Source organism: Paenibacillus sp. GCM10012306 (assembly GCF_042649265.1).
Taxonomy (GTDB): domain Bacteria; phylum Bacillota; class Bacilli; order Paenibacillales; family Paenibacillaceae; genus Paenibacillus_AQ.
This window is the reverse complement of sequence record NZ_JBHRYW010000039.1, coordinates 1-613: the sequence shown is the minus strand read 5'-3', so window position 1 is coordinate 613 and position 613 is coordinate 1. Positions and strand designations below refer to the sequence as shown.

The 613-nt window shown below is 45.0% G+C and carries 1 tRNA gene and 2 rRNA genes; all 3 read left to right on the top strand.

Annotated features, from left to right (window positions below):
* Positions 1–82: ribosomal RNA gene (locus ACFORK_RS29070) — 16S ribosomal RNA — on the top strand; the annotation flags it as partial.
* Between the two features lie 100 nt (positions 83–182).
* A tRNA-Ala gene (locus ACFORK_RS29065) sits at positions 183–258 on the top strand.
* 260 nt (positions 259–518) lie between these two features.
* A 23S ribosomal RNA gene (locus tag ACFORK_RS29060) occupies positions 519–613 on the top strand; the annotation flags it as partial.

Below are 613 nucleotides of genomic sequence, written 5' to 3'. Positions count from 1 at the left end.
GCCGCCGAAGGTGGGGTAGATGATTGGGGTGAAGTCGTAACAAGGTAGCCGTATCGGAAGGTGCGGCTGGATCACCTCCTTTCTATGGAGAATCGTCACCTGCAACGGTGACATTCAAATCGGAAGTTTAACTTCCAAAACTATAAACGTGTATCCATTTGTTCAGTTTTGATGGAATTTGCGGGGCCATAGCTCAGCTGGGAGAGCGCCTGCCTTGCAAGCAGGAGGTCAGCGGTTCGATCCCGCTTGGCTCCACCAACAAACTTCATCTATTTGTTATGTCTTTTACAAAAAAAAAAATATTGTCTGTAATTCCTGACATCACAGCCGTGATTGTCACGTGATTACAGAAACTTGATCCTTGAAAACTGGATACCGAAACGAATTTGCGTTTTAGAACATCTTTTAGCTGAAACTTGTGTGAGCAAGTTGAAATAGTTATTAGTTGATACGATTAGTTCTTAGAGAAGATGTGGGCCATTTTAAATGTCCGATATTTTTCCTCTGGAAAAAATCGAGGTTAAGCTAATAAGAGCACACGGAGGATGCCTAGGCGCCAGGAGCCGACGAAGGACGTGGCGAACAACGAAACTGCCTCGGGGAGCTGTAAGCA